Source organism: Methylobacterium sp. Leaf87, from assembly GCF_001422775.1.
GTDB lineage: Bacteria > Pseudomonadota > Alphaproteobacteria > Rhizobiales > Beijerinckiaceae > Methylobacterium.
In genome coordinates this window covers 173,513-195,599 of sequence record NZ_LMMI01000061.1, presented here as the reverse complement: position 1 = coordinate 195,599, position 22,087 = coordinate 173,513, and the positions used below count along the sequence as shown (strand labels likewise).

23 protein-coding genes are annotated in these 22,087 nt (G+C 68.9%); 19 read left to right on the top strand and 4 right to left on the bottom strand.

Annotation, left to right across the window (positions count from 1 at the left end; genetic code table 11):
* The first annotated feature begins 19 nt into the window (after window positions 1-19).
* The 10 genes from ASF22_RS22680 to ASF22_RS22635 all read left to right on the top strand — a co-directional run bounded on the left by ASF22_RS22680 (window position 20) and on the right by ASF22_RS22635 (window position 8,263).
* A complete protein-coding gene (locus ASF22_RS22680) occupies window positions 20-916 on the top strand; it encodes a cytochrome c1 (RefSeq protein ID WP_056268566.1) in 897 nt (298 codons plus the stop codon).
* A 107-nt stretch (window positions 917-1,023) separates the two neighbouring features.
* Window positions 1,024-1,899, top strand: a complete 876-nt coding sequence (locus ASF22_RS22675) for an S-methyl-5'-thioadenosine phosphorylase (RefSeq protein WP_056268563.1) — start codon at window positions 1,024-1,026, stop codon at window positions 1,897-1,899.
* 137 nt (window positions 1,900-2,036) lie between these two features.
* Window positions 2,037-2,624 (top strand): imidazoleglycerol-phosphate dehydratase HisB, encoded by a 588-nt coding sequence (gene hisB / locus ASF22_RS22670; RefSeq protein ID WP_056174374.1) that lies wholly within the window; start codon window positions 2,037-2,039, stop codon window positions 2,622-2,624.
* A gap of 28 nt (window positions 2,625-2,652) precedes the next feature.
* Window positions 2,653-3,138, top strand: coding sequence for a DUF2628 domain-containing protein (locus tag ASF22_RS22665; RefSeq protein WP_056268560.1), 486 nt, complete (start codon window positions 2,653-2,655; stop codon window positions 3,136-3,138).
* Window positions 3,135-3,797: an imidazole glycerol phosphate synthase subunit HisH gene (gene hisH / locus ASF22_RS22660; protein WP_056174379.1), complete on the top strand. Its 663-nt coding sequence runs from the start codon at window positions 3,135-3,137 to the stop codon at window positions 3,795-3,797. Before ASF22_RS22665 ends, hisH begins: the two co-directional genes overlap by 4 nt.
* A gap of 47 nt (window positions 3,798-3,844) precedes the next feature.
* Complete coding sequence (gene hisA, locus ASF22_RS22655; protein ID WP_056174970.1) at window positions 3,845-4,591, top strand: 1-(5-phosphoribosyl)-5-[(5-phosphoribosylamino)methylideneamino]imidazole-4-carboxamide isomerase; 747 nt, start codon at window positions 3,845-3,847, stop codon at window positions 4,589-4,591.
* Between the two features lie 23 nt (window positions 4,592-4,614).
* Window positions 4,615-5,391 (top strand): imidazole glycerol phosphate synthase subunit HisF, encoded by a 777-nt coding sequence (gene hisF / locus ASF22_RS22650; RefSeq protein WP_056174381.1) that lies wholly within the window; start codon window positions 4,615-4,617, stop codon window positions 5,389-5,391.
* Window positions 5,392-5,488: 97 nt separating this feature from the next.
* Window positions 5,489-5,812 (top strand): phosphoribosyl-ATP diphosphatase, encoded by a 324-nt coding sequence (locus tag ASF22_RS22645; protein ID WP_056268557.1) that lies wholly within the window; start codon window positions 5,489-5,491, stop codon window positions 5,810-5,812.
* Window positions 5,809-6,828: a type I pantothenate kinase gene (gene coaA, locus ASF22_RS22640; protein ID WP_056174385.1), complete on the top strand. Its 1,020-nt coding sequence runs from the start codon at window positions 5,809-5,811 to the stop codon at window positions 6,826-6,828. Before ASF22_RS22645 ends, coaA begins: the two co-directional genes overlap by 4 nt.
* A 175-nt stretch (window positions 6,829-7,003) precedes the next feature.
* A complete protein-coding gene (locus ASF22_RS22635; RefSeq protein ID WP_056268637.1) occupies window positions 7,004-8,263 on the top strand; it encodes a hemolysin family protein in 1,260 nt (419 codons plus the stop codon).
* A 12-nt stretch (window positions 8,264-8,275) separates the two neighbouring features.
* On the opposite strand, the gene thpR is transcribed toward ASF22_RS22635, so the two are convergent.
* Together thpR and ASF22_RS22625 are read right to left on the bottom strand one after the other, a co-directional pair.
* Window positions 8,276-8,818, bottom strand: coding sequence for an RNA 2',3'-cyclic phosphodiesterase (gene thpR, locus ASF22_RS22630; RefSeq protein WP_056174387.1), 543 nt, complete (start codon window positions 8,816-8,818; stop codon window positions 8,276-8,278).
* Window positions 8,818-9,447, bottom strand: coding sequence for an arylesterase (locus tag ASF22_RS22625; protein ID WP_056268634.1), 630 nt, complete (start codon window positions 9,445-9,447; stop codon window positions 8,818-8,820). Before ASF22_RS22625 ends, thpR begins: the two co-directional genes overlap by 1 nt.
* 182 nt (window positions 9,448-9,629) lie before the next feature.
* Here ASF22_RS22625 and ASF22_RS22620 point away from each other — a divergent pair, with 182 nt between their 5' ends.
* The 3 genes from ASF22_RS22620 (at window position 9,630) to ASF22_RS22610 (ending at window position 13,906) form a co-directional block, all read left to right on the top strand.
* Window positions 9,630-10,349 (top strand): ABC transporter ATP-binding protein, encoded by a 720-nt coding sequence (locus tag ASF22_RS22620; protein ID WP_056268631.1) that lies wholly within the window; start codon window positions 9,630-9,632, stop codon window positions 10,347-10,349.
* A gap of 2 nt (window positions 10,350-10,351) precedes the next feature.
* The gene (locus tag ASF22_RS22615) at window positions 10,352-12,934 is read left to right on the top strand and encodes an FtsX-like permease family protein (RefSeq protein WP_056268556.1); all 2,583 of its coding nucleotides are present in this window, start codon (window positions 10,352-10,354) and stop codon (window positions 12,932-12,934) included.
* A 204-nt stretch (window positions 12,935-13,138) separates the two neighbouring features.
* Window positions 13,139-13,906 (top strand): Bax inhibitor-1/YccA family protein, encoded by a 768-nt coding sequence (locus ASF22_RS22610; RefSeq protein WP_056268553.1) that lies wholly within the window; start codon window positions 13,139-13,141, stop codon window positions 13,904-13,906.
* 74 nt (window positions 13,907-13,980) lie between these two features.
* On the opposite strand, the gene ASF22_RS22605 is transcribed toward ASF22_RS22610, so the two are convergent.
* On the bottom strand, window positions 13,981-14,355 hold the full coding sequence (locus ASF22_RS22605) for a DUF2794 domain-containing protein (protein WP_056268551.1): 375 nt from the start codon (window positions 14,353-14,355) through the stop codon (window positions 13,981-13,983).
* Window positions 14,356-14,796: 441 nt separating this feature from the next.
* Here ASF22_RS22605 and bluB point away from each other — a divergent pair, with 441 nt between their 5' ends.
* Together bluB and ASF22_RS22595 are read left to right on the top strand one after the other, a co-directional pair.
* Window positions 14,797-15,429, top strand: a complete 633-nt coding sequence (gene bluB, locus ASF22_RS22600) for a 5,6-dimethylbenzimidazole synthase (protein ID WP_244474401.1) — start codon at window positions 14,797-14,799, stop codon at window positions 15,427-15,429.
* Window positions 15,430-15,615: 186 nt separating this feature from the next.
* Window positions 15,616-16,125, top strand: a complete 510-nt coding sequence (locus ASF22_RS22595; RefSeq protein WP_056268547.1) for a L,D-transpeptidase — start codon at window positions 15,616-15,618, stop codon at window positions 16,123-16,125.
* Between the two features lie 18 nt (window positions 16,126-16,143).
* Here the strand turns inward: ASF22_RS22595 and ASF22_RS22590 are convergent, their stop codons facing one another.
* Window positions 16,144-16,371, bottom strand: coding sequence for a DUF1674 domain-containing protein (locus tag ASF22_RS22590; RefSeq protein ID WP_244474402.1), 228 nt, complete (start codon window positions 16,369-16,371; stop codon window positions 16,144-16,146).
* A gap of 88 nt (window positions 16,372-16,459) precedes the next feature.
* Between ASF22_RS22590 and ASF22_RS22585 the strand changes: the two genes are divergently transcribed.
* The 4 genes from ASF22_RS22585 to ASF22_RS22570 all read left to right on the top strand — a co-directional run bounded on the left by ASF22_RS22585 (window position 16,460) and on the right by ASF22_RS22570 (window position 21,970).
* Entirely contained in the window at window positions 16,460-17,830 is a 1,371-nt protein-coding gene (locus ASF22_RS22585; protein WP_056268541.1) for an RsmB/NOP family class I SAM-dependent RNA methyltransferase, read from the top strand.
* 254 nt (window positions 17,831-18,084) lie between these two features.
* Window positions 18,085-19,623, top strand: a complete 1,539-nt coding sequence (locus tag ASF22_RS22580; protein WP_056268538.1) for a DUF4173 domain-containing protein — start codon at window positions 18,085-18,087, stop codon at window positions 19,621-19,623.
* Between the two features lie 38 nt (window positions 19,624-19,661).
* Window positions 19,662-20,363 (top strand): response regulator transcription factor, encoded by a 702-nt coding sequence (locus ASF22_RS22575; protein ID WP_056268628.1) that lies wholly within the window; start codon window positions 19,662-19,664, stop codon window positions 20,361-20,363.
* Window positions 20,360-21,970 carry a HAMP domain-containing sensor histidine kinase gene (locus ASF22_RS22570; protein WP_244474400.1) on the top strand — a complete coding sequence of 537 codons (1,611 nt, stop codon included), beginning with the start codon at window positions 20,360-20,362 and terminating at the stop codon, window positions 21,968-21,970. The genes ASF22_RS22575 and ASF22_RS22570 overlap by 4 nt, the downstream gene beginning before the upstream one ends.
* The last annotated feature ends 117 nt before the right edge of the window (window positions 21,971-22,087 follow it).

The window sequence follows — 22,087 nt, the reverse complement described above, 5'->3', positions numbered from 1 at the left end:
CAGGGGACTTTTGAGAACCATGAAAACGACCCGCCTCCTCGCCGCGACCCTCGTCGCGGCCACCCTCGGCATCACCATGGCTTCGGCGGAAGAGGAGCATGGCGCTCCGCAGCCGCCGCGTCAGACGTGGAGCTTCGCCGGCATGTTCGGCCGGTTCGATCAGGCGCAGTTGCAGCGCGGCTTCCAGGTCTACCGTGAAGTCTGTTCGAGCTGCCACGGCATGAGCCTCGTACGGTTCCGCAACCTTGCGGAGCCGGGGGGACCGGGCTTCAGCGCCAGCCAGGTCAAGGCGCTGGCGGCTGAGTACAAGGTCAAGGAACAGAACGATTCCGGTGAGGATGCCGAGCGCCCCGCCCGGGCCGCCGATGCCTTCCCGTCGCCGTTCCCCAACGAGAAGGCGGCCGCGGCCGCCAATGGCGGCAAGGCGCCGCCGGATTTCTCGGTGCTCGCCAAGGCCCGCACCTTCGAGCGCGGCTTCCCGAAGTTCCTCACCGATGCTCTGCCCGTCGTCGGCTACACCGAACACGGCGTCGACTACATCCATGCCGTGCTCGACGGCTACGAGGACCCGCCGGCCGGCAAGGAAGTTCCGGCGGGCACGTACTACAACAAGTACTATCCCGGGCACCTCATCGCGATGCCGAAGCCATTGAGCGACGGGCAGGTCACCTACGCGAAGACCGACAAGGGCGAGCCGGTGGTACCCGAGACGGTCAGCCAGTACGCCACGGACGTCGCCGCGTTCATGGCCTGGACCGCCGAGCCGCACATGATGGCGCGCAAGGCACTGGGTCTACGGGTGATCCTGTTCCTTATCGTGCTTTCCGGCCTGCTCTACTACGTCAAAAAGAAGATCTGGGCGAAGGTCGGCGGCGAGGTTCACGGCCTCCAGCCGGAACTGCACAAGACCTACTAGCCACGCGCGCCGACCGGGGCTCGACACGAGCCTCGTTCCCACCGAAACACCACAGCGCCGGCGTCCCCCTGGGGGGCGACCGGCGCTCGCTGTATGGAGCCATGAGAATGTCGCAAGCGGTACTCGGCGTGATGGGCGGGTCCGGGGTCTATGATCTGCCGGGTCTGGAAGACGTGCGCGAAGAGGCGGTGCAATCCCCCTGGGGCGAGCCCTCTGATGCGCTCCGCATCGGCCGGATCGGCGAGACCCAGGTGGTGTTCCTCGCCCGCCACGGACGCGGCCACCGCCTGTCGCCCTCCGGCATCAACTACCGCGCCAACATCGACGCCATGAAGCGCGCCGGCGTCACCGACCTCGTGTCGCTCTCGGCCTGCGGCTCGTTCCGCAGCGAACTCCACCCGGGGTTGTTCGTCCTGGTCGACCAGTTCGTCGACCGTACCCATGGCCGCGCGTCCTCTTTCTTCGGTAACGGCTGCGTCGCCCACGTGTCCCTGGCCCACCCCGTCGGCCCGGCCTTGCAGAACCGCATCGCGGAGGCGGCGCAGGCGGAAGAGATCGCGGTCCATCGCGGCGGTATCTACGTCTGCATGGAAGGCCCGCAATTCTCGTCCTACGCCGAATCCACAACCTACAAGGCGCAGGGCTACGACGTGATCGGCATGACCAACATGCCGGAAGCCAAGCTCGCCCGTGAGGCGGAGATCACCTATGCGACCATCGCCATGGTGACGGATTTTGACTGCTGGCATCCGAGCCACGATGCCGTGGACGTCGCTGCCGTGGTCGCCGTCGCGCGTGCCAACGCGGACAAGGCCGCCCGCCTCGTCGCGCGGCTCGCCCGCGACTTTCCACAGGAGCGCGAGGCCTGCCCCATGGGCTCCGACCATGCCCTCGACGGCGCCATCATGACCGCACCGGCCCAGCGCGATCTGGCTCTGCTCGCCAAACTCGACGCCGTCGCGGGCCGGGTATTGAACGGCTGATCCGCCCTCGGGTCCGGGGCGCATTCGATCGAATCGCCCGATGAATCGCGAGCCCGCTCCCTTCACAGGCGGGCCTCGTTGGCTCTAGAAGGCGGGTTCGTTCCAAAGATCCAACGTCACAAGAGCAAATTTCAGGCATGCGCGCCGCCAGTATCGACCGCCGCACGGCGGAGACCGACGTCCACGTCGCGGTTAATCTCGACGGGACCGGCCGCGCCACCATCGCGACGGGCGTCGGCTTTCTCGATCACATGCTAGAATTGCTGGCGCGCCACGCCCTGTTCGACATCGAGGTCCGTGTGACGGGCGACCTCCATGTCGACCAGCACCACACCACCGAGGATGCCGGCATCGCCCTCGGACAGGCCTTCGCCCAGGCGCTCGCCGACAAGCGCGGCATCGCGCGCTACGCGGACATCCACTTGCCCATGGACGAAGCGCTGACACGGGTCGCCGTGGACATCTCCGGGCGGCCGTTCCTCGTCTTCCGCACCGCCTTCCGGGTCGAGAAGATCGGCCAGTTCGACACCGAACTCGTGCGTGAGTGGTTCCAGGCCTTCGCTATGAATGCCGGCATCACCCTCCACATCGAAACGCTGTACGGCGACAACGCCCATCACATCGCCGAAAGCTGCTTCAAGGGTCTGGCCCGCGCCTTGCGGCAGGCCGTCTCCATCGATCCGCGCGAGGGCGGCCGCGTCCCCTCGACCAAGGGCTCGCTCTGACCGGTCAGGTCGCAGGAGAGGACACGCCATGCGCACCTACACGCTGCACCTCGACCGGGACGCCCAGACGGGTGAGGCCCATGGTCTCGAGCGCGCGCATCTCGTGCCCGATGGCTTCTCGTGGACGGCCTTCGCCTTCGGACCGCTGTGGTTTCTGTTTCATCGGCTGTGGCTGGCGGCGCTCGGCGTCTTGGCCCTCCTCGTCGCCACGGCCTATCTCGGCCGCATGGCCGCCCTGAACCCATTCACCGGCCTGGTGGTCACCCTGCTGGTGCTGCTTCTGATCGGGCTGGAAGCCTCGTCCCTCCGTCGCTGGACCTACGCCCGCAGGGGCCGACCCGTGCGTGACGCCGTCCTGGCCGCAAGCTTGGAAGAGGCCGAGATGAAGGCCGCGAACCGTTGGTTCGACGGTGTCGTCCCGCCGCGTCCGGCGCCGGTCCCTTACGCGAACGCCACCTCCCGCCCGAGCGAGGTCGCCATCGGGATGTTCCCCACGAGTGAGGGCCGGCGGTGAGCGGACAAACCGTCGCGATCATCGATTACGGCTCGGGCAACCTGCATTCGGCGGCGAAGGCCTTCGAACGCGCCGCCCGAGAAGCTGGCCTCGACGACACCCGCATCGTGTTGACCTCGCAAGCCGAGATCGTCGCGGGCGCCGACCGCGTCGTGCTGCCGGGCGTGGGCGCCTATGCCGATTGCCGCGCCGGCCTCGACGCCGTGCCGGGCATGGTCGATGCCATGACACATGCGGCCAAGGTCCGCGCCCGACCGTTCCTCGGTATATGCGTCGGCATGCAGCTCTTGGCGACACGGGGGCTCGAATACGCCACCACGCCCGGGCTCGATTGGATCTCCGGCGATGTCGGCCCGATCCGCCCGTCCGATCCGGCGCTGAAGGTGCCGCACATGGGTTGGAACACCTTGGCGCCCGACCGCGACCACCCCCTGCTGTCCGGCATTCCCCTCGGCGAGAACGGTCTGCACGCCTATTTCGTCCACAGCTTCGCATTGCATCCGGCGCAGGCGTCCGACACCGTCGCCCACAGTGATTACGGCGGCCCGGTGACCGCCATGGTGGCACGGGACAACATCGCCGGCACCCAGTTCCATCCCGAGAAGAGCCAGCACCTCGGCCTTGCCCTGCTGGCGAACTTTCTGGCGTGGCGTCCCTGATCGGGGACCGCCCTCATCCACCGAACGATTCGAAAGCGAACCGACGCGTGATCCTGTTTCCGGCCATCGATCTCAAGGAAGGGCGCTGCGTTCGCCTCGTACAGGGCGACATGGCCCAGGCCATCGTGTTCAGCGACGATCCGGCCGCCCAGGCGGCCGTCTTCGAGGAGCAGGGTTTCCCATGGCTGCACGTGGTCGACCTCGACGGGGCGTTCGCCGGCGCGCCGATGAACGCCGACGCCGTGGATGCGATCCTCGCCCGGACGAAGCTGCCTGTGCAGCTCGGCGGCGGCATCCGCGAAATGAAGACCCTGGAGGCCTGGCTCGCCAAGGGCGTCAGCCGGGTCATCATCGGAACGGCAGCCGTGCGCGATCCCGCTTTCGTCCATGAGGCGGCCCGGCTCTATCCGGGCAGGATCGCCGTCGGCATCGACGCCAAGGACGGCCGCGTCGCCGTCGAGGGGTGGGCCACCACCTCCAGCATGACCGCGGAGGAACTCGGGCGCCGGTTCGAGGATGCCGGCGTCGCGGCGCTCATCTACACGGACATCGCCCGCGACGGCATCCTCAAGGGCCTCAACATCGAGATGACCCTCGGGCTTGCCCGCGCCGTGACGATTCCGGTGATCGCCTCCGGAGGCCTCGCCTCCATCGACGATGTCCACCGCATCCTCGAGCCGGATTGCGCCCTGCTCGCGGGGGCCATCACCGGCCGTGCGCTCTACGACGGCCGGATCGACCCGCGCGAGGCCCTGGCCGCCATCGCGAAGGCCAAGGGAAGATCGGCGGCCTGACCGCACCGTCAGGAGGGACGCCCATGCTCAAGACCCGCATCATCCCCTGCCTCGACGTCAAGGACGGCCGGGTGGTGAAGGGCGTCCAGTTCCTCGAACTGCGCGACGCCGGCGATCCCGTCGAAGCGGCGAAGGCCTATGATGCGGCCGGAGCCGACGAGCTCTGCTTCCTCGACATCACCGCGAGCCACGAGGATCGGGGCACGCTCCTCGACGTCGTCAGCCGCACGGCCGAAGCCTGCTTCATGCCCCTCACCGTCGGCGGCGGCATCCGCACGGTGACCGACATCCGCACCCTGCTGCTGGCCGGGGCCGACAAAGTCTCCATCAACACGGCCGCCGTCAACGACCCCGATTTCGTCGCACGCGGGGCGGAAAAATTCGGCAGCCAGTGCATCGTCGTCGCCATCGACGCCAAGCGTACGTCGGCTCCAGGCGAACCCGACGCCTGGCAGATCTTCACCCATGGCGGCCGCAAGCCCACGGGGCTCGACGCCATCGCGTTCGCCCGCACGGTGACGGCCCTCGGGGCCGGCGAACTCCTAGTCACCTCCATGGACCGCGATGGGATGCGCTCGGGCTACGATCTCGCCCTGACCCGTGCCATCGCGGATGCCGTGAGCGTGCCGGTGATCGCGTCCGGCGGCGTCGGCAGCCTCGATGACCTCGTGGCCGGAGTGCGCGACGGCCATGCCAGCGCGGTCCTGGCCGCTTCGATCTTCCATTTCGGGCAGCACAGCGTCGGTGAGGCCAAGGCCCATATGGCGGCGGCAGGTCTTTCCATGCGCCGCGACGCTTGACGCGAGGCCTGGAAGCGGCTCTTGCCGCATGATCAGGAATGCAACCGCCCGCCGTCGGGTGGAACGATAAGTCCGGCCCGCCGGAATCCAGGACCGTATGACCCAGTTCACCCTCGCCGATCTGGACGCCCTCGTCGCGGCCCGCGCCGCGGCCCCGGCCGACCAATCCTACACCGCCAAGCTCCTCGCCGGCGGGCCGGCCAAGCCCGCCAAGAAACTCGGTGAGGAAGCCGTCGAGGCGGCCATCGCTGCGGTGCAGGGCGACCACGCCGGTCTCGTGAGCGAGGCGGCGGACGTGCTCTATCACCTCGTCGTGCTGCTGCGGGCCGGTGGCGTCGCCCTCGAAGAAGTCATGGCCGAGCTGGAACGGCGCACCGCACAGAGCGGGATCGCCGAGAAGGCGGCCCGGAGGCACACGTGAGCGAGAATGCTGCCGTGGGGCCCTCGCCGGAGCGTGATCCGGCCGTTGGGCAGGACCCCGTCACCGGCTTCGGTCCCGAGCGGCTCTCGCCCTACCGCCTCTTCACCCGCGAGGAATGGGCGCAGCTGCGCGCCGACACGCCCCTCACACTCACCGCCGAGGACGTGACGCGCCTGCAATCCCTCAACGATCCGATCTCGGTGGAGGAGGTCGAGGCGATCTACCTGCCGCTGTCGCGCCTGCTCTCCCTCTACGTCGCGGCGACGCAAGGCCTGTTCAAGGCGACCCAGCGCTTCCTCATGGCCGAGCGCGAGGCCAAGGTCCCGTACATCATCGGGGTCGCCGGTTCGGTCGCGGTCGGCAAGTCCACCACCGCCCGGGTGCTGAAAGCCCTGCTGGCACGCTGGCCCAATACGCCGAAGGTCGACCTCATCACCACCGACGGCTTCCTGCTGCCCAACGCCGAGCTGAAGGCCATGGGCGCCATGGAGCGCAAGGGCTTCCCGGAGAGCTACGACACCGCAGCACTCCTGCGCTTCCTCACGGACATCAAGGCGGGCAAGAAACGTGTCGCCGCCCCGCTCTACTCGCACCTCGTCTATGACGTCGTACCGGGCGAGGAACGGGTTGTGGAATCCCCCGACATCCTCATCGTCGAGGGCCTCAACGTCCTCCAACCGGCGCGCCTGCCCCGCGACGGCACCGCGATTCCGTTCGTCTCCGACTTCTTCGACTTCTCGATCTACCTCGACGGCCACGAGGACGACCTCCACCGCTGGTACGTCAACCGCTTCCTGCGCCTACGCCAGACCGCGTTCCGCGATCCACTGTCCTACTTCCGGCGCTACGCCGAGGTTACGGAGGCCGAAGCCCTGGAGATCGCCGACAATCTCTGGACGACCATCAATTTGCCGAATCTCCGCGACAATATCCTTCCGACCCGCCAGCGTGCGAGCCTGATCCTCGCCAAGGGCGCCAGCCACCGCATCGAGACCGTGGCACTGCGCCGACTGTAGGGTCGGCACCCGGGGGGAACTACCGTGCCTCATATTGCTGCGGGTGGACTGTCCGGGGCGATTGGCCCCGTGCGGCACAACTGTTAGATCTCCCGCCACGACCCGAGCGGTGGAGACGACGATTTCCGATCAAGTGTGGGCAACCGGCCTCGGCCTTGTTGCCGTCCTCGTCCTCGTGCTGGCCAACGGGTTCTTCGTGGCCGCCGAGTTCGCCCTCGTTTCCGTCCGCAGGAGCAGGGTGACTGAACTGGTCACCGAGCGCCGGACCAACGCCACCGCCCTGCAGCGCGCCACCGATCAGCTCGATGCGCATCTGGCCGCGACGCAGCTCGGCATCACCATCTCGTCCCTGGCGCTCGGCTGGGTCGGCGAGCCGGCGTTGGCCCACCTCATCGAACCCGCTCTGTTCTGGCTGCCGGACTCCGTAAGCGCGGTGGCCGCCCACACCATCGCGGTCGCGATCTCGTTCGTCATCATCACCGCGCTGCACATCGTTCTCGGCGAACTCGCTCCGAAGAGCCTCGCCCTTCAGCGCAGCGAGCGCACGGCGCTGGCCGTGGTGCGGCCCCTCAGCCTGTTCCTGTTCATCTTCCGTCCGGCGATCCTGTTCCTCAACGGGCTCGGCAACGGCGTCGTGCGCCTGTGCGGCCTCAAGGCCGGGCATGGCGAGGGGTCGCTGCATTCGACGGCGGAACTGAACCTCCTGATCCAGGCGAGCCAGGAGGCGGGCCTCATCCGCGAGGCGCAGCAGGAGGCGGTGGAGCGTATCTTCTCCATCGGCGAGCGCAAGGTGCGGGACATCATCACCCCCCGTCACGAGGTCGAATGGGTCGATGCCGACGACGACCGCGAGGCGATCCTGAAGGCCGTGCGCGAGTGCGATCATGCCCAGATCGTGGTCAGCCGAACGCAGGTCGACGAGATCGTCGGTGTGGTGCGCAAGCAGGACCTCCTCAATCAGGTTCTCGATGGGAACGCCATCGACGTTCTGGCCGCGACCCAGGCGCCCATCGTGGTGCACGAGAGCCTGTCGATCCTGGCGGTCCTGGAGATCTTCCAGGCCCAGCCCGTCCGCATGGCCATCGTGGTGGACGAGTACGGCAGCCTGGAGGGCATCGTCACGCAGACCGACCTCCTGGAGGCCATCGCGGGCGACATCCCGGAGATCGGCGACGAGCCGGCGGTGGTCGAGCGCGAGGACGGCTCGCTCCTCATCGACGGGATGATGCCGGCAGGGCAGGCTTTCGAGCGGCTTGCCTTCGCCGAACACCCGGACACAGAGGATTTCGCCACCCTGGCGGGCTTCGTGATCTTCCAGCTCGGGCGCATTCCGTCGGCCGGCGATCATTTCGAAGCCCATGGCTGGCGATTCGAAGTGGTCGACATGGATGGCCGACGCATCGATAAGGTGCTGGCGACACCCCGCCCGGCCTGACCGGCCGGACGATCATCCGTCGAGGGGGTAGGCCGCCTCAACGAGGTAGGGTCCGCCGCCCTTGGAGGCGCGGGCCGAGAACAGAGCCACCCGCTTCACGGTGAAGCGAAGGGGCGGGAAACCGCCCGTTTCCGTCAGATACTGCGCCACCGCGAACGCATCCGCCTGCCGGTTGAGGCGAGCCAATGTCACGTGTGGCGTAAACCGCCGGGTGTCGGGCGCTGCATCCGCATCCCGGGCGATTCGTTCATGCTCGGCCTGAAGTTCAGCAAGGTCCGGATTCGCTGCGACATTCGCCAGGATCGAACGGGGTTTCGCGCCCCCGAACACCCCGAGCCCATCGAGGACGAGATCGAGGGGCGGGCGCGCCCGGGCTTCGACGAGGCCATCGTGGAAGGCTTCCGCCACGGTCTCGTCCACGTCGCCAAGGAACCGAAGGGTGATGTGATAGTCGCCCGGCTCGATCCAGCGTGAGCCCGGCAGGGCGGCGCGCCGCAGGGCCAGCGTTTCGGCGATGTCGGCCGGGATTTCCAGACCGGTGAACAGCCGCGGCATCAGCGGCCCGCGGCCTGTACCCGGTCGAGAAAGGTCTCGACGCTCGGCAGGATGCCGGTGACGATGGTCTCGACACCCTTCGCGTTGGGGTGGAGCTTGTCCTCAAGGTTGTAGGCCTTGTCGCCGGCGATGCCGGCAAGGAAGAACGGGTAAAGGACGAGACCGTGATCCCGGGCGAGGTCCAGATAGATCGCGTCGAAGCGCGCGACGTAGTCCGGCCCGAGATTCGGCGAGGCCCGCATGCCCGCGAGCATCACCGGAATGTTGCGCGCCCTCAGCCGCGTGATGATGGTCTCCAGGGCCTTGCGGGTCACGGCCGGGTCGGTGCCGCGCAGCATGTCGTTGGCGCCGAGCTCCAGGATCACCCCATCAGTTCCGTCGGGCACGGACCAGTCGAGGCGATCGAGACCGCCTGTGGTGGTGTCGCCGGAGACCCCTGCATTGGCGACGGTGACGGCGCGGCCCTTGGCCTGCAACGCCCGCTCCAGCACGGCGGGAAACGCGGCCGAGCCGGGCAGCCGGTAGCCTGCCGTGAGACTGTCGCCGAACGCCACGAGAGTGACGGGCCGCTCGGCCGGGGCGGTCCGTGCCGGGGCTCCAGCCAGTCCGAGTGCGGCAAAGAGTGTCATCAGGACGACCTGCAGAGGGCGGATGTGGCGCCGCGCGACCCAACGGACCATATCGGCGAAACGTGACCGCTCGGCTCCGGGAGCCATTTCGGTGGTACGTGACAATGAGCACCGACGCATTCCGGATGAACCTCGACCCTGACGCTTTCGACCCCAACTCCCTACAGATCGGTTTCCCATCGATGTCCGGCAAGGCCGACCCCGTCCGCGACCCGCACGCCATCGCCCATGCCATTTCACTGGCTGACCTCGATCTCAGCCTCGGACGCGGCGCGGCGCGCGTCCATGTCCTGCGCGGCATCTCCCTCGATGTCGCAAAGGGCGAGGCGGTGGGCCTCGTCGGTCCCTCGGGTTCCGGCAAGTCGACCCTTCTCATGGTGATGGCGGGCCTCGAACGGCCGGATTCCGGCTCCATCGTGGTGGAGGGCACCGATCTCGGACGGCTCGACGAGGACGCCCTGGCGCGGTTTCGCGGCCGGCGCATCGGCATCGTGTTCCAGGCCTTCCACCTCGTTCCCACGATGACGGCCCTGGAGAACGTGGCCCTGCCCCTCGAACTGGCCGACAAGCCGGACGCCCATGCACGCGCCAAGGCCGAACTCGAGGCGGTCGGCCTTGGCCACCGGCTTCACCATTACCCGGCGCAGCTCTCGGGCGGCGAGCAGCAGCGCGTCGCCATTGCCCGCGCCATCGCGCCGGACCCCGCGATCCTCGTCGCCGACGAACCCACGGGCAACCTCGACGAGGCGACCGGCCGCCAGATCGTCGACCTGCTGTTCGCCCTGAAGCGCGACCGGGGCGCCACCCTGGTCATCGTCACCCACGATCCGGGCCTGGCCCGACTGTGCGACCGGACCGTGAGCCTGCGCTCCGGCCGGGTCGAAGCGGCCCTGGCGGCCTGACCATGCACGGAACCCTCGTCCCCGCGCAGCCCGCGAAGCGCAATTCCGGCTTGGCCTTTCCTCTGACCCTGCGGCTCGCACTGCGCGAATTGCGTGGCGGTCTCGCGGGCTTTGCCGTGTTCCTCGCCTGTATCGCGCTCGGTGTCGCCGCCATCGCGGGCGTCGCCTCCATCGCCCGGTCTCTCACGGACGGGCTCGGGCGCGAGGGCGCGCGGATCCTCGGCGGGGATCTGACCTACAGCTTGATCAACCGCGAGGCGACGCCGGCCGAGCGCGACGCGTTGACAGCACAGGGCCGCGTCAGCGTGGTGACGACGCTGCGGGCCATGGCGCTCGCCGGCGACAAGGGCGCGGCGTTGGTCGAACTCAAGGCCGTCGACGACGACTACCCGGCCACCGGGGAACTCGTCACAGATCCAGTCGCTCCCCTGGCCAGCCTGGTGGCCCAGGGGGAGGGGGCCTACGGCGCCGTGGTCGATCCGGTGCTGCTCACCCGCCTCGACCTCAAGATCGGCGACCGTATCACCGTGGCGGGAACGCCCATCGTGCTCCGTGCGACCCTGATTTCCGAGCCGGACCGCATCGCCAACGGTATCGGCTTCGGCCCCCGGATGCTGGTCTCCCGCGCGGCCCTCGATGCCACGGGCCTGATCCAGCCAGGCAGCCTCAACCGGTGGAGCTACCGCCTTCAGTTGCCGGACGCGAGCGATGCCGACATCGAGCGCCGGGCCGCCGCCATCGCGGCCGCCGCGCCCGAGGCCGGCTGGGAGATGCGGGCGCGGTCCAACGCCGATCCGCGTTTCGCCAAGAGCATCGAGCGCTTCACCCAGTTCCTCACCCTGGTGGGTCTCACCGCCCTCATCGTCGGCGGTGTCGGTGTCGCCAACGCGGTGGCGGCCTTCGTCGAGCGCAAGCGCGGTTCCATCGCCACCCTCAAGAGCGTCGGTGCGCCGGGCGGGCAGGTGGTCGCCCTGTACCTGACCCAGGTGATGCTCATCGCCGGCCTCGGCACAGCCATCGGCCTCGGCCTCGGCGCGGGTCTTCCCTTCGTCATCGATGCCCTGTTCCACACGTCCTTGCCACTGCCCCTCAACCCCACTCTGGCGCCGGGCGAACTCGTGCTCGCGGCCGCCTATGGTCTGCTGACCGCACTCGCCTTCGCGATCCTGCCCCTGGGTCGCGCCCACGATATCCCGGTCTCCGGGCTGTTCCGCGACGTGGTCGATCCCGGCTCGGTGAAGACACGCCGGCGTTACAAGCTGATCCTCGCTGCGGCCCTCGCGGGACTCGTCGGGCTGGCACTCGCCACGGCCTTCGACCGGCGCCTCGCCCTCATCTTCATCGCCGCGGCCGCCATCGCGTTCGGCCTCCTGCGCATCGTCGCCTTCGGTCTGATGGCGCTGGCCCGGCGTTTGCCGCGCCCGCGCTCGGCCGCGCCCCGGATGGCGCTCGCCAACCTGCACCGGCCCGGCGCGCTCACGCCCGCCATCGTCCTGTCCCTCGGACTCGGGGTGACGCTGCTCGTCACCCTGAGCCTCATCGACGCCAATGTCCGCAACACCCTCAGCAACTCTTTGCCGGCGCGGGCCCCGAACCTGTTCTTCCTCGACATTCCAGCGGCCGATTCGGAGGGTTTCCACGCCTTCCTCGGAACCCAGGCACCGGGGGCCAAGATCGAGCGCGTGCCGATGATGCGCGGGCGCATCACCGCCATCGACGGCGTCCCCGCCGCATCGATCAAGCCGCCGGAGGACGCCGCCTGGGTTCTCGACGGCGACCGGGGCATCACCTACGCGGAGGATATCCCGGAAGGCTCCCGCCTCGTCGCCGGAACCTGGTGGAATGCCGAGGATGCCCGCACGCCGCTGGTCTCTTTCGACGCCGAACTCGCCCGCAGCCTCAACCTCGCCGTCGGCGGCACCGTCACGGTCAACGTGTTGGGCCGGACTCTGACGGCCAAGGTCGCGAACCTGCGCAAGGTCGAGTGGCGGTCCCTCGGCATCAACTTCGTCATGGTGTTCTCGCCCGGCACCTTCCGGGGCGCGCCGCACTCGGACCTCGCCACCCTCACCCTGGCGGGTGGTCCGGACATGAAGGCCGAGGCAATCATCCTGCGCGATGTCGCGCGCGCCTACCCGTCGGTGACCAGCATCCGGGTCAAGGAGGCCCTGGAGGCGGTCAACGATGTCGTGGGCAAGCTCGTGCTCGCCATTCGCGGCGCCAGCGGCATTGCCGTGGTGGCGAGCCTGTTCGTCCTCGCCGGCGCCCTCGCGGCCGGCCACCGCGCCCGGCTCTACGACGCCGTCGTCCTGAAGACCCTCGGTGCCACCCGCGGGCGCCTGCTCGCCGCCTACACTCTGGAATACGGAGCGCTCGGTTTCGCCACGGCGGTGTTCGGGCTGCTGGCCGGTACGCTCGCCGGTTGGGTCATCGTCACCCGGGTGATGAAGCTCGAATTCACCCTCGACCTTACGGGCGCGCTCGTCGCGGCCGCACTCGCCGTGGTGTTCGCCGTCGTGCTCGGGCTTGCCGGCACCTGGCGCATCCTCGGGCAGAAGCCGGCGCCCTACCTACGACAGTTCTGACGAGCTTGGTTTTAATCCCGAAAAACGCAAATAAAATCAGCCCCCCGGGGGTCGAGATTCCCATGGGTGAAGCTCAGCCGGCCTCTTGTGCGAAGCGGGAGGACGGAACATATTTGTGTCCGAGGCACTCATGGTGCCAGAGGTCCCGTGCGTGAGCCTCCTTCCTGAAATCACACGCTGAGAGAGCTTCCAAAGGAAACTCCCATGGCATTCGACAACAGCCCCTTTCGGGTCGGCGCCCAGCCGACAGGGTATGCCGGCACCCAGGTCGATATCGACCAGGGCCTGCGTACCTTCATGCTCGGCGTCTACAACAACATGGTCATCGGCCTCGGGATCTCCGGTCTCGTGGCGCTCGGCCTCAACATGGCCGCCGTCGCGCAGACGGCGACGGGCCGCGTAGCCCTGACCCCGTTCGGTCAGCTTCTCTACACGAGCCCGCTCAAGTGGGTGATCATGCTGGCGCCCCTTGCCTTCATCTTCATCTTCTCCATGCGTATGGACCGCATGTCGGCGGCCTCCGCCCGCATGACCTTCTTCGCCTTCGCGGCGGTGATGGGGGCGTCCATGTCGTCGCTGCTTCTCGTCTTCACGGGCGCCAGCGTGGTGCGGGTTTTCTTCATCACAGCGGCCACCTTCGGCGGACTCAGCCTCTACGGCTACACGACGAAGCGTAGCCTGTCGGGCATGGGCTCGTTCCTGATCATGGGCCTCATCGGCCTGATCATCGCGTCGGTGGTCAACATCTTCATGGCCTCGTCGGCCCTGCAGTTCGCGATCTCGGTGCTCGGTGTGCTGATCTTCGCAGGCCTCACCGCCTACGACACGCAGAAGCTCAAGGAGATGTTCCTTTACAGCGGCCTCGACGCCGAGGGTGCGGCCAAGATGTCCGTCAACGGCGCCCTGACCCTGTACCTGGACTTCATCAACATGTTCCAGATGCTGCTCTCGCTGCTCGGCGACCGCCGCTAAGTCGAATGGACCAAGCATAAGAAAGGCCCCGGCGGGTAACCGCCGGGGCCTTTTTGTTGCGGGCCTCCAGCCCCCTATACGGCGCGCAGGGGCGGTTCCAGCACGGCGAGCACGCGGGCGAGGTCCTGGCCGCGCTTCAACACCAGCCCGGACGCCGACAACACCGCGTAGGCGCCCTGGCGCCGGGTGAGCTTGGGGTCCTTCTCGACTCGATAGAGGGGCATCTCGGAGCTGCGCCGGTAGATCGAGAACACCGCCTTGTCGCGCCGGAAGTCGAGGGCGTAGTCGCGCCACTCGCCCGCCGACACCATGCGGCCGTAGAGATTGAACAGCACGCGCAACTCCGCCCGGTCGAACGCGATCTGAGGAGGGACGGGTGCCGAGGGAAAAGGGATGACCCGGGCCGCAGGCTCGGACGATCTGGGTTCGGCGCTTGTCCGCTCGCTCATCGTCGCTCCTGTTTCCGGCTGGCCCAAACCCCGATGATGGTCCTGCGTCGGTGCTTCCGCAAGAGTCGCGGCGCCATCATCGGAGTGCGGTAAACCAGCAGAGCGGACGGGACCCGACGTCACGCCCGATGCCATGCCGAACTTGCCGCAGTACGGTGCGCCGGCGCACCACCACCATTCCGCCGCGAAGATGCCCTGCCCATGCCGCGTTGGAAGGGCAGACCTGTTGCCGAACCTCGTCGCATCCGCCGGTCGACGCGGTACCCGAAACTTACGCTCCCCAGCGCTCGGGTACCGCCCGACCTCCGCGAATCGACACTCCAGAGGTTTCGAGACCCAAGGACTTCAGGCCGCCTCTCCGGAGCGCGGCCTTTTTTTCGCCCGTCCTCCCGTTGCCCGGTCTATGACGGACCCACGCACTCTGCCGTGGGACGATCGGTCGTGGTCCATTTCGATGCCGATTTCCGTCAGACCCTCGCGGACCTGTTCGCGTGGCGCCGCGACGTGCGCCGCTTCCGAACCGATCCGGTGGACGACGCCGTCCTGCGCCGCTGCCTCGATCTCGCGGCCCTGAGCCCGTCGGTTGGCAACAGTCAGCCTTGGCGGTTCGTCCGGGTGGCGGACCCGGCCCGGCGCGGAGCCGTTACGGCGAGCTTCGAGCGCTGCAACGCGGCGGCGGCGACGGACTACGCCGCCGAGCGGCGCGACGCCTATATCCGCCTCAAACTCGCCGGGCTCACCGAAGCACCGGTGCACCTCGCGGTATTCTGCGACGAGGGAACCGAGACAGGCCACGGCCTCGGCCGGGCCACCATGCCCGAGATGCTGCGCTACTCGGTGGTGAGCGCCGTGCAGACGTTCTGGCTCGCCGCTCGCGCCCACGGCCTCGGGGTGGGATGGGTGTCGATCCTGGAACCCGAAACCGTGTGTACGGTCCTCGACGTGCCCTGCGCCTGGCACCTCGTCGCCTACTTGTGCGTCGGGTTCCCCGTCGAAGAGCATGCCGATCCCGAACTCGTCCGCCACGGCTGGCAGGATCGGATCGCGACGGCGGCGGATCTTATCGAGCGCTGAATTCGTCAAGGTTGATCGAACCTTGCGAGAGCCCGTTGCTTCGCGTCGAAACGGCAGGAACGATCCTTTACCGTGACGGCAAGTCCTTCGCAGTTATCCCCCAGCGCTGGCAGGCGTTAAGCGGAACGGCAACCTTGGCCGTCGATTGTCGTCGTCAGCAAAGTCAAGCTGACGGGGACGAGATTCATGATCGGATTCGAAAAGGTTGTATTCGGTGTGCTGGCCGTGGCCGGTGCGCTCGCGGCGATGCCGGCCGCGGCACGGGAAGTCGTGGCGTTCGACCAAGGCATGAGTCCCGGCACCGTCGTGGTCCGCACGGCCGAGCGCCGGCTCTACCTCGTCAACGGCGACGGGACGGCGATCCGCTACCCCGTGGCCGTGGGCAAGCCGGGCAAGCAATGGACCGGCGCGCGCCAAATCGACGGCAAGTACGTGGAGCCGGCCTGGTCGCCGCCCCGCGAGGTCAAGCGCGACAACCCGCGCCTGCCCGACGTCATCGCCGGCGGCTCGCCCCACAACCCCATGGGTTCGGCGGCCCTGACCCTCTCGGGCGGGGAGTACGCCATCCACGGCACCAACCGGCCGAACTCCATCGGCTCCTACGCCTCGTATGGCTGCATCCGCATGTACAATCAGGACGTGGTCGATCTCTACAGCCGCGTTTCCGTCGGTACGCCGGTCTACGTGGTTCGCTGATCCGGCCTTCCGGATCGCTCAGAAGTCGACCGCGATGCCCTTGATTTCCCAATCGTCGTAGCGAACCGGCTCCAGACCGCCGCGGCCCTGGCGCTCGCGCGCGGCGGCGATCTCGGCGGCTCGCGCGTCGATGTCCTTCCGACGCGCTTCGGCCTCGGCCAGGGCCCGGCGAGCAGCGGGGGAGAGGGGCGGGCGCGGCGCCGGATTCGGGGTTTCCGGCTCTCCCTGCATCGGCAAAACTGGCATCACGACTTGCATCTCGGCGGTGAGGGGTGAAAGGGCTGTCTCGAAGATACCCGGCCGGGCCGGGCACCGTGTTGGGAAAGTGGGACTCATGGCGATACGCCGCAATGCGGAGGGGCCGACGACGGCCATCGATCGCACCGTCGCGGGCCTCGCCGCCCGGCAAGTCGCCCACGGCGCCGTGGCCGATCTCCTGGCGAACACCCACGCCTTCGCCCTCGAGGACGCCCTGGCCCAGGCCGGGCGACACGCCGAACTCGACGCCGCCGACACGGCCCTGGCCCGGGCCATCGCCACCGCCACCTTCCGTCGCCTCGGCTTCCTGCGGACGATCCTCGCCGCGCGTCTGTCGCAGGGCCTGCCGGAGGACCAGCCGCGCCTCGTTGCCCTGCTGGCGACGGGGGCGGCCCAGATCCTCGACCTCAACGTGCCGGACCACGCCGCCGTCGATCTGGGCGTCCGCATCGCCAAGGGCGACCCGCAACTCCTGCACCTGTCCGGCCTCGTGAACGCGGTCCTGCGCCGGATCGTGCGCGAGCGGGCCGAGATCCAGGCCGGGATGAGCGATCCCCTGGCGCAGAACACGCCGGCCTGGCTCGCCGGCCGTTGGCGGGACGCCTACGGCGAGGACACGGCGCGGGCCATCGCCGCCTCCCATCTGGCGGGCGCGTCCCTCGACATCACCCTGAAAGGCGCGGCGGCCGAATGGGCGGACCGCCTCGGCGGCGTCGTGCTGCCGACGGGCAGCGTGCGCCTGCATGATATCCGCTCCCCCGTCGCCGACCTGCCCGGCTACGCCGAGGGCGCGTGGTGGGTGCAGGATGCCGCGGCGGCGATTCCCGCTCGGCTCCTCGCCGTGAAATCCGGCGAGCGGGTGGCGGATCTCTGCGCCGCGCCGGGGGGCAAGACCGCGCAGCTCGCCGCAGCCGGTGCGGACGTGTTCGCCGTCGACCGGTCCGTCCCTCGCCTGGAACGCCTGCGCGAAAACCTCGGGCGCCTTGGCTTGGAGGCGGAGATTCGCGTCGGCAACGCCCTCGAAGTGGACGAGCCGGGTGGGTTCGACGCCGTGCTGCTCGACGCGCCGTGTTCGGCGACCGGCACCCTACGCCGGCACCCGGACGTGGCTTGGACCAAGGCCCGCAACGACATCCTGCGCCTTGCCGCCCTGCAGCGCCGCCTGTTCGACCGGGCCGCGATGCTGGTGAAGCCCGGCGGCCGGATCGTCTACTGCACCTGCTCCCTGGAGCCGGAGGAGGGTGAGCGCCAGGTACGGGATTTCCTCAGGCGCACCGACGAGTTCGAGCGCGTGCCTGTCACCCCTGAAGAACTCGGCGGCTTGTCCGAGCCCATCGACGCCCAGGGCGACCTGCGCACGCTGCCCTCGCACCTCGCTGGCACCACCCCCGAGCAGCGGGGGGGCCTCGACGGCTTTTTCGCGACACGTCTGCGCCGGAAGATCTGACGGAGGCCTACGGCGCTTGCGAAAGTGTGTCGTCGCGCCAGCGGGCCGGGCACGATCTGCAGAGATTCTGCACGCGATTCCTGATCGGCTGCACAGGCTGCCCCTCGGGGCTGCACCGTACCGGTTCAGCTTGCGCAGATGAGCACGAACGGGTCCGATCCCGGCGGCCCGGTCTTCCGGATCGCCGGGGCTGGCGCGGCGGCTCTGTCGTGGGTGCGCCAGCCCCGCGGCGGCTCCCACCGGGAATCCTGCCCATGGCTGAGATACGCTCGCCCGCCTCGTCCGTCCCCGACATCCTCTGGGCCGATGCACCCCCCGCCGTGGCGCATCCGGCCCCGAAGCTCCTCCTCGCCGCCCTCGTCGCAATCGTCGGCGACCAGCTGCTCTATGAGCGCAACCTCGGCATCTCCGTCGCGCTCTTTCTCGGACTCCTCGGCCTCGCCGTGGCGGTTGCCAATCCTTTGCGCGCCCCGCTGCGCGACCGGTGCGGCGCCATCCTGATCCTGCTTGCCGGGTTGCTGCCTCTCGTCGAGGGTGTCGGGCTCCTGTCGGTCACGTCCGGCATCTTCGGAACGGCGCTGTTCGCTGCGGGGATACGAGGCGCATTCAGCCAGGGCGTCCGATCCACAGGGCTGACGGTCGGGAATCTCCTCGTGGTCGGGCCGTTCCGCCTCATTCCGGATCTCGCCACGATTTCGCAGCGGATCCCGCTGCGGCGCCTGACGGAGCGCCTCCAGGCCTCGCTGTTGGGCTGGCTCGTGCCGCTGCTGCTCTGCTGCCTCTTCGCGAGCCTGTTCGCCTCGGCCAACCCGATCATCGACGCGTGGCTGGCGGACCTGGAATGGTCGATCCCCGCCGCCGACCTCGATACGCTGCGCCTGCTTGCCTGGGGTATCCTGCTCTCGGTGGCGTGGGCCTTCGTCACCGCCCGCCGCGTCATGGCTCGTGGACAGGGGCCTGGAAATTTCGTCCCTGCTTTGCCCCCGACGGTTGCGACGGGTCTGAACCGGTGGATCGACGCGTCCCTCGTCCTGCGCAGCCTGATCCTGTTCAACCTGCTGTTCGCCCTCCAGAGCGGCCTCGACCTCGCCTACCTCTGGGGCGGCGTCGCCCTACCGTCCGGCATCACCTACGCGTCCTATGCCCATCGCGGGGCCTACCCGCTGATTCTCACGGCGCTGCTCGCCGCCGGCTTCGTCCTCGTGGCCCTCCGTCCGGGCGGTCCCGGCGAGGGGTCCCGCACGATCCGCGGCCTGGTCTATCTCTGGATCGGACAGAACGTGCTGCTCGTGGTCTCGGCGCTCCTGCGCCTCGACCTCTACGTCGCGACCTACTCGCTCACCCTGCCGCGCGCCGCCGCCTTCGTGTGGATGGGGCTGGTCGGGGCCGGGCTGATCCTCATCCTCGCCCGCATCGCCCTGCGTCGCACGAACACCTGGCTGATCGCCGCCAATGGCCTGATCCTGGCCGCGACCCTCTACGCCTGCGCCTTCGTCAACGTCGCCGGGTTCGTCGCCGACTACAACCTCGCTCACAGCCGACGGGCGGGAACGCCGTTCGATGCGTACTACGCCTTGAGCCTCGGTCCCCAGGCGATCCCGGCCGTCGACCGCTGGCTCGTGGATGAGACAACGCGGCAGAACGGTGTGGTCGCCTGGCGCAACGAACTCGCAGCGGCACAGATCGGCCGGATGGCGGATTGGCGCGCCTGGACGTTCCGCGACGGACGCCTCCTGGGCTATCTACAGGGGCACCGGTACGCCCCCACCCCCGGGGGCGCCGGCACGCCGTGATACGCGACCGAAGCGACCCGGCTGAAATGAGCGAGGCGATGACCCCCAGTATTCTCGTCGTCGACGACGACCCCCACATCCGCGAGGTGATCTGCTTCGCCCTCGGCAAGGCGGGGCACGTGACGTGGGTCGCGGGCGACGGGGAGGAGGCCCTCGCCCGGATCGCCGAGGACGCGCCCCGCCTCGTCGTCCTCGATGTCGGGCTGCCTGGGATCGACGGCCTCGAAGTGTGCCGGCGCGTACGCCGAACCTCGGAGGTCCCGATCCTGTTCCTGTCATCCCGGGACGAAGAGATCGACCGGGTGCTCGGCCTCGAGATCGGGGGCGACGATTACGTCACCAAGCCCTTCAGCCCACGCGAACTCGTGGCCCGGGTCGGGATCATCCTGCGCCGGATGGAGCAGCGCCCGATCGCGGCAACGGAGTCGGACGTCCTACGGCGGGGCGGCCTCGTGCTGGACCCGCCGCGCCGCGCCGCCGCTTTCGCCGGAGCGGCCGTGCAGCTGACGGCGGTGGAATTCGCGATCCTGCGGGGTCTCGCGGTCCGGCCCGGCATCGTCCTCACCCGCGATCAGCTCATGGACGCGGCCCATGGCGGACGCGTCCACGTCTCGGACCGGACCATCGACAGCCACGTCCGCAACATCCGGGCGAAGCTCGCCGTCGCCGGATGCTCCGACGCCGTCGAGACCGTACACGGCGTCGGTTTCCGGCTCGGCCCGTGCAGGCCCCCGTCGTGAGCGCACGCCGTGGCTCCCGGAAATGGCGGCCGACCCTCGGCCTCGTCGTCCTGACGATGCTGGCGACCGTCGCGGCGCTGCCGCTCCTCGGCCTGTCTTTCGTGCGCCTCTACGAGAACCAACTGGTACGCCAGACCGAGGGCGAATTGATCGCCCAGAGCGCCGTGGTGGCCGCCCTCGTCGCCCGTGACCTCGAAACCGATCCGGCCCGGGCCGATCTGCTCGGCGCCGCGGCACCGGACGCATCGCTCCCGATCATCGAGCCGGCCCTCGACCTCACCGTCGACCACAGCCTCGACAAGCGGCCCGACGCCCAGGAGGCCGCGAAGGCCGCGAGTCCCACCGCCCTGGCCCTCGGCGAGCGGCTCGCCCCCGTGCTGGCGCGGGTGAAGGCGACAACCCTCGCGGGCTTCCGGATCGTCGACCGGGACGGGACGATCATCGCGGGCGGCGATGAAGTCGGCCGCTCCCTCGCCGGGGTCGAGGAAGTCGCCGATGCCCTGCGGGGCCGCTTCCGAGCCGTGTTGCGCGCCCGCGTCTCGAAGCACGCCGTGCCGCCGCTCTACTCCCTCAGCCGCGGCACCAGCGTGCGGGTGTTCACTGCGCTGCCGATCCTCGTGGATGGCCGCGTCGCCGGAGCCGTCTACGCCTCGCGGACGCCGAACAACGTCATGCGCCAGCTCTACGGAGAGGGGGGCAAGGTCGCGACGGCCGTGCTCGTGGTGCTGGTGGCCACCCTCGGCATCGCTCTCATCTTCACCCGCGCCATCGCCCGGCCGATCCACGCGCTGGTCGCCCGCGCCGTCGCGCTCGGTCAGGGAGCGCCCGTCGACCCGGAGCCCGATGCGCGGTTCGGGACGCGGGAGATCGCGCTCCTCGGACTCAGTCTCGACGCCATGGCCTTGCAGTTGCGGGAGCGATCCGACTACGTCGCGACCTTCGCGAGCCACGTCTCCCACGAATTGAAGACGCCGCTGACGGCGATCCGGGGAGCGGCCGAACTCCTGCGGGACGATGGCCTCGAGCCCGGCGCAGCCATGAGCGCGGCGGAGCGGAGGCGCTTCCTCGACAACATCGTCGCCGACACGGCGCGGCTATCCGCCCTGCTGGGGCGGCTGCGCGAACTCGCCCGCGCGGAGCGTCCGGGGGCCGTCGGCATCGCGTCGCTCGCCGCAATCGTGTCGGACCTTCGCCGCAGGTTTCCCGATCTCGATGTTCGAACCGAGAATGCCGACGCGTGGACTCTGGGCCTATCCGACGAGAAGGCCGGCATCGTGTTCGGGCATCTGGCCGACAACGCCACTCGTCACGGTGCGGCTGTGCTGCAGATCACCGCCAGGGCCACGGCCGGGCATCTGCACGTCCATGTCGTCGACGACGGCACGGGCATCGCCGAGCGGGATCGGGCGCGGGTGCTCGAGCCGTTCTTCACCACCCGCCGCGTGGAGGGCGGCACCGGCATGGGCCTGGGTATCGTCCAGGCGGTCCTGCGCGCCCAGGGCGGCACCCTCGAACTCGCGGCGGCCGGTGGCGTGTCGAGCCTCGGCGGCGCCCGGTTCGAGATCACCCTGCCCCTGGCGAGGGAGGGTGAAACGGAGCACGCGTGAGCGGCGACCATCACAGGATTGTTGGGGATCTGGTCCGGATACCACCCTGGTCCCGTCGGGACCCACTCAGGGCGATGGACCTGATAAACTCTTGACCTCACACACCAATTCCAAGCC

Bases quoted from the DNA above. Each gene is read 5' to 3' on its own strand.
- ASF22_RS22680 (WP_056268566.1), top strand. From the start codon at position 20: ATGAAAACGACCCGCCTCCTCGCCGCGACCCTCGTCGCGGCCACCCTC.
- ASF22_RS22675 (WP_056268563.1), top strand. From the start codon at position 1,024: ATGTCGCAAGCGGTACTCGGCGTGATGGGCGGGTCCGGGGTCTATGAT.
- hisB (WP_056174374.1), top strand. From the start codon at position 2,037: ATGCGCGCCGCCAGTATCGACCGCCGCACGGCGGAGACCGACGTCCAC.
- ASF22_RS22665 (WP_056268560.1), top strand. From the start codon at position 2,653: ATGCGCACCTACACGCTGCACCTCGACCGGGACGCCCAGACGGGTGAG.
- hisF (WP_056174381.1), top strand. From the start codon at position 4,615: ATGCTCAAGACCCGCATCATCCCCTGCCTCGACGTCAAGGACGGCCGG.
- ASF22_RS22645 (WP_056268557.1), top strand. From the start codon at position 5,489: ATGACCCAGTTCACCCTCGCCGATCTGGACGCCCTCGTCGCGGCCCGC.
- thpR (WP_056174387.1), bottom strand. From the start codon at position 8,818: ATGCCGCGGCTGTTCACCGGTCTGGAAATCCCGGCCGACATCGCCGAA.
- ASF22_RS22625 (WP_056268634.1), bottom strand. From the start codon at position 9,447: ATGACACTCTTTGCCGCACTCGGACTGGCTGGAGCCCCGGCACGGACC.
- ASF22_RS22620 (WP_056268631.1), top strand. From the start codon at position 9,630: ATGTCCGGCAAGGCCGACCCCGTCCGCGACCCGCACGCCATCGCCCAT.
- ASF22_RS22615 (WP_056268556.1), top strand. From the start codon at position 10,352: ATGCACGGAACCCTCGTCCCCGCGCAGCCCGCGAAGCGCAATTCCGGC.
- ASF22_RS22610 (WP_056268553.1), top strand. From the start codon at position 13,139: ATGGCATTCGACAACAGCCCCTTTCGGGTCGGCGCCCAGCCGACAGGG.
- ASF22_RS22605 (WP_056268551.1), bottom strand. From the start codon at position 14,355: ATGAGCGAGCGGACAAGCGCCGAACCCAGATCGTCCGAGCCTGCGGCC.
- ASF22_RS22595 (WP_056268547.1), top strand. From the start codon at position 15,616: ATGATCGGATTCGAAAAGGTTGTATTCGGTGTGCTGGCCGTGGCCGGT.
- ASF22_RS22590 (WP_244474402.1), bottom strand. From the start codon at position 16,371: ATGCCAGTTTTGCCGATGCAGGGAGAGCCGGAAACCCCGAATCCGGCG.
- ASF22_RS22585 (WP_056268541.1), top strand. From the start codon at position 16,460: ATGGCGATACGCCGCAATGCGGAGGGGCCGACGACGGCCATCGATCGC.
- ASF22_RS22580 (WP_056268538.1), top strand. From the start codon at position 18,085: ATGGCTGAGATACGCTCGCCCGCCTCGTCCGTCCCCGACATCCTCTGG.
- ASF22_RS22575 (WP_056268628.1), top strand. From the start codon at position 19,662: ATGACCCCCAGTATTCTCGTCGTCGACGACGACCCCCACATCCGCGAG.